The sequence below is a fragment of the Aeromicrobium sp. PFPM2_SD2 genome (genome assembly GCF_057364525.1).
The window spans coordinates 1-4,171 of the sequence record NZ_JBNFNZ010000210.1 but is presented as its reverse complement, the minus strand read 5'-3'; the positions used below and the strand labels follow the sequence as shown (position 1 = coordinate 4,171).

The following is a 4,171-nucleotide window of genomic DNA, read 5'->3' as shown; positions in this document are numbered from 1 at the left end:
CACCTCGCCGCGGCTCAGCTCGTGGTCGGGGTCGTACCCGGTCTGCGTGGGCAGGTCGAAGGCGAGGCCCGCCACGTCGTGCTCGGCGCGCGCGACGGTGCGCCGGGCCAGCCAAGCGCGCGCCTGCTCGAGCCCGCGTCGTGGTCAGGCAAGACCGCGCACCACGCGTCCGGGCGGGCGGTCGCCGCGCACGCTGGCCACCATCTCCAGCACCCGTCGCGTGCCGACGACGTCGTGGGAGCGGAACATCGCGGCACCGGCGTGCGCGGCCAGGGCGGTGGCGGCCAGCGTGCCCTCGCCCCGCTCGGCCGGCGGGAGCCCGCCCAGCGTCTCGCCGACGAAGTCCTTGTTGCTCAGCGCCATGAGCACCGGCCAGCCGGTGGCGACGAGCTCGTCGGCGCGGCGCAGCAGCTCCAGCCCGTGCCAGGTGTTCTTGCCGAAGTCGTGCGTGGGGTCGACGAGGATGCCCTCGCGCGGCACCCCGCGGGCGACGAGCCGCTCTGCGGCGGCGGTCGTCTCGGCGACCACGTCGGCGACGACGTCGGGGTAGGCGACCCGGAACGGACGGGTGCGCGGCACCGCGCCGCCGGTGTGCGAGCAGACGAACCCGGCGCCCAGCTCGGCGGCCACGTCGACGAGACCGGGGTCGGCGCCCTGCCAGGTGTCGTTGAGCAGGTCGGCGCCGGCCTCGACGGCGGCGCGGCCCACGGACGCGCGCCAGGTGTCGATGCTGATGACCACGTCCGGCAGCTCGGAGCGGACCCGCTCGACGAAGCCGACGGTGCGGCGGATCTCCTCGAGCTCGTCGACGTCGTCGCCGGGCCCGGCCTTCACCCCGCCGATGTCCAGGACGTCCGCGCCCTCGGCGACGAGCCGGTGCGCGGCCTCGATCGCGGCGGCGTCCTCGAACGTCGCGCCCCGGTCGTAGAACGAGTCGGGGGTGCGGTTGAGGATGGCCATGACCAGCGCCCGGTCGCGCACGACCCGGCGCCCCCGGAAGGTCAGGTCGACGCTCATCGTCGCCATTGTGTCAGGCGCCGACGACTCCCCAGTCGCTCAGCACGGCGTCGTTGTCGCGTCCGGGCACGGGCGGGGGCGTCGGCGCGTCCGGAGCGGTGCGCGAGAAGCGCGGCGCCGGGCCGGCCTGCGTGGCGCCGTTGACGTCGACGATCGTGCCGCGCGCCCGCAGGTGCTCGTCCTGCGCCGCCTCCGCCATGGTCAGCACCGGGGTGACGCACGCGTCGGTGCCCGCGAAGACCTTCGTCCACTCCTCGCGGGTGCGCGAGGCGAACGTCTCGGTGAAGACCTCGCGCAGGCGCGGCCAGCCGGACGGGTCCATCTGCGCCGGCAGGTCGGCCTCGGCGAGCCCCAGCCCCTCGAGCAGCAGCGCGTAGAACTGCGGCTCGAGCGACCCGACGGCCATCCAGCCGCCGTCGCTGCAGCGGTAGGTGTCGTAGAACGGCGCCCCGCCGTCGAGCAGGTTCGCGCCGCGGCGGTCCTGCCACAGGCCGATGCCCTGGAGCGCCCACACGAACTGCATGAGGGTGGACGTCCCGTCGACGATGGCGGCGTCCACGACCTGCCCCTGGCCGGACGTGCCGCGCTCGACCAGCGCCGCGAGGACGCCCTGGACGAGCAGCATCGAGCCGCCGCCGAAGTCGCCGAGCAGGTTGATCGGCGGGACGGGCTTGTCCGCCGGTCCGATGGCGTGGAGCGCACCGGTGAGGCCGACGTAGTTGATGTCGTGCCCGGCCAGGTGGGCCATCGGGCCGGTCTGGCCCCAGCCGGTCATGCGGGCGTAGACGACGCGCGGGTTGCGCTCCAGGCACGTGTCCGGGCCGATGCCGAGCTTCTCGGCCACGCCGGGCCGGAAGCCCTCGACGACGACGTCCGCCTTCTCGACCAGCGCGAGCAGCGTCGCCTTGTCCGCCTCGTCCTTGAGGTTCAGGCCGACCGAGCGGCGGCTGCGCATGAGGTGGTCGCCGCCCTGGCCGCCCGTGACGTCCAGGCCGCCGGACGGACGCTCGACGCGCACGACGTCCGCGCCGAGGTCGCCCAGCATCATCGCCGCGTGCGGCCCGGGCCCGATGCCGCCGAGCTCGACGACGCGGATGCCTGCGAGGGGTCCGGCCACGGGTCAGCCCTTCAGCTCGTTGATCTGCTCGACCAGGCGCAGGCGCGCGTCCGCGTCACGGTTGGCGTCGCCGACGGGGCTGACCAGGATCGTGCTGACGCCGGCGCGCTCGAACGCGGCCAGCTGCTCGGCGACGTCGGACTCGCTGCCGATGAGCGAGATGGACCGCGCGAACTCCTCGGGCACCTCGGCGGCGGCCTCGACCTTCTTGCCCGACAGGTACAGGTCCTGGATCTTGTCGGCCTGCTCGCCGTACCCGTAGCGGGTCGCGAGGTCGTGGTAGAAGTTCTTGCCCTTGGCGCCCATGCCGCCCACGTACAGCGCCAGGCGGTGCTTGACCTCCTCGACCGCCTTGCCCTCGTCGGCACCGATGTAGGCCGGCGCGTCGACGTAGATCTCCAGCGGCGGCAGGTCGGCCGAGCGCTTCGCCCGGCCCTTCTCCAGCGACGGGCCGAAGACGTCCATGGCCTTGCCGGTGTGGAAGAAGATCGGCTCCCAGGCCTCGCACAGCTCGGCGGCGAGGGCGACGTTCTTGGGCCCCATCGCGGCCAGCATCACCGGGATGTCGGCGCGCAGCGGGTGGTTGATGAGCTTGAGCGGCTTGCCCAGTCCCGTGCCCTGCTCGGCGGGCAGCGGCAGCTGGTAGAACTTCCCGTCGTAGGTCAGCGGCTCGCGGCGCCAGACCTTGCGGCAGATCTCGATGACCTCGCGGGTGCGGCCGATCGGCGCGTCGTAGGGCACGCCGTGGAAGCCCTCGACGACCTGCGGGCCGGAGGCGCCGAGGCCGAGGATGAAGCGGCCGTCGGAGATGTAGTCGAGGCCGGCCGCGGTCATCGCCAGCAGCGCGGGCGTCCGCGAGTAGATGTTGACGATGCCGGTGGCGATCTTGACCGTCTCGGTCCTCGCCGCGATGTAGCCGAGCTGGCTGATCGAGTCGTAGCTGTAGAGCTCGGCGGCGAAGACCGTGTCGAGCCCGGCGGCCTCGAGCCGCTGGATGTCGGCGACGGCCTCCTTGAAGCCGGCGGAGTAGTCGAGCTGCATGCCCAGGCGCATGGCGGTTCCTCTCTGGGTCAGGACGTGGCCGTGGGCCACTGGGCGGGACGTCCGGCGACGAAGGCGTCCACGCCCTCGATGCCGGCCGGGCTGGTGGAGCTGTCGGCGATCGAGTCGGACTCGGCGTCGAGCTGGTCCGAGAGCGAGCGCGCGCGGCCCTCGCGGAACAGCGCGCGGATGCGTCCGTAGGCCTCGGTCGGTCCCTCGGCCAGGGCGGACGCCGCGGCGAGCGCCTCGTCGGCCACCTCTCGTCGGCGACGACGCGCGACAGGATGCCGAGCCGCTCGGCGGTCTCGGCGTCGATCGTCGCGTGGTGAGGAGAGCTCGCGGGCCTTGGCCTCGCCGACCTGGCGGGCCAGCGTGTGGGTCATGCCGCCGTCGGGGGTGTAGCCGATGCCGGGGTAGGCCGGCTTGAGCCGGGTGCGGGCGCCGCCGATGCGGACGTCGGCCAGCAGCACCAGGCTCATCCCGGCGCGGCGGCCAGCCGGGCACCCGGCGCGACGGGGACGCCGACGCCGTCGAGCACGCGCACGAGTCGTGCAGGCCGTCGGCCGGCGTCGTGGACGTGCGCGTGGCGGTCCTCGGCGGCGGCGAAGGCGTGGACGTTGCCGCCGGTGGAGAAGTGCGGGCCGTCGGCGCCGAGCAGCACCGCGCCGGTCTCGTCCGGGTCGAGCGCCTGCAGCGCGGCCAGGGCCTCGTGGACGCGGCCGAAGTCCAGGGCGTTGCCGGCGGAGACGTCGGACAGGACGAGGCGCAGCACGCGACCGTGCCGGGTGACCGAGGAGCTCATGGCTCGCATCGTGCCAGAAGCGCTGTCACGGTGTGTCGGCGGACACACGGTGCGTCGTCTCAGGGTCGGCGCTCCCAGCGGACGAGCTCGCCCTCCTCGGGGTGCACCAGGCGCTCGGCCTCGGCGAACCCGGCGGCCCGCAGCACGCCGCCCGAGCGGACGTCCGCGGCCAGGGTGTGGGCCACGACGCGCTC

Annotated in this window: 5 protein-coding genes; all 5 read right to left on the bottom strand. The window is 74.1% G+C overall.

Annotation, left to right across the window (positions count from 1 at the left end; translation table 11 throughout):
- Positions 1-144: 144 nt before the first annotated feature.
- The 5 genes from folP to AC2W7G_RS10420 are packed head-to-tail and all read right to left on the bottom strand — an operon-like array spanning position 145 to position 3,977.
- A complete protein-coding gene (gene folP / locus AC2W7G_RS10440; RefSeq protein WP_485868374.1) occupies positions 145-1,017 on the bottom strand; it encodes a dihydropteroate synthase in 873 nt (290 codons plus the stop codon).
- A 13-nt stretch (positions 1,018-1,030) separates the two neighbouring features.
- Entirely contained in the window at positions 1,031-2,134 is a 1,104-nt protein-coding gene (locus AC2W7G_RS10435; protein ID WP_485868373.1) for a CaiB/BaiF CoA transferase family protein, read from the bottom strand.
- Positions 2,135-2,137: 3 nt separating this feature from the next.
- On the bottom strand, positions 2,138-3,187 hold the full coding sequence (locus AC2W7G_RS10430; RefSeq protein WP_485868372.1) for an LLM class F420-dependent oxidoreductase: 1,050 nt from the start codon (positions 3,185-3,187) through the stop codon (positions 2,138-2,140).
- A 17-nt stretch (positions 3,188-3,204) separates the two neighbouring features.
- Positions 3,205-3,654: an enoyl-CoA hydratase/isomerase family protein gene (locus AC2W7G_RS10425; RefSeq protein ID WP_485868371.1), complete on the bottom strand. Its 450-nt coding sequence runs from the start codon at positions 3,652-3,654 to the stop codon at positions 3,205-3,207.
- Positions 3,651-3,977: a Clp protease/crotonase-like domain-containing protein gene (locus AC2W7G_RS10420; RefSeq protein ID WP_485868370.1), complete on the bottom strand. Its 327-nt coding sequence runs from the start codon at positions 3,975-3,977 to the stop codon at positions 3,651-3,653. Before AC2W7G_RS10420 ends, AC2W7G_RS10425 begins: the two co-directional genes overlap by 4 nt.
- Positions 3,978-4,171 lie beyond the last annotated feature (194 nt).

Coding starts and splice junctions, on each gene's coding strand:
- AC2W7G_RS10425 (WP_485868371.1), bottom strand. CDS start 3,654: ATGAGCCTGGTGCTGCTGGCCGACGTCCGCATCGGCGGCGCCCGCACC.
- AC2W7G_RS10430 (WP_485868372.1), bottom strand. CDS start 3,187: ATGCGCCTGGGCATGCAGCTCGACTACTCCGCCGGCTTCAAGGAGGCC.
- AC2W7G_RS10420 (WP_485868370.1), bottom strand. CDS start 3,977: ATGAGCTCCTCGGTCACCCGGCACGGTCGCGTGCTGCGCCTCGTCCTG.
- folP (WP_485868374.1), bottom strand. CDS start 1,017: ATGAGCGTCGACCTGACCTTCCGGGGGCGCCGGGTCGTGCGCGACCGG.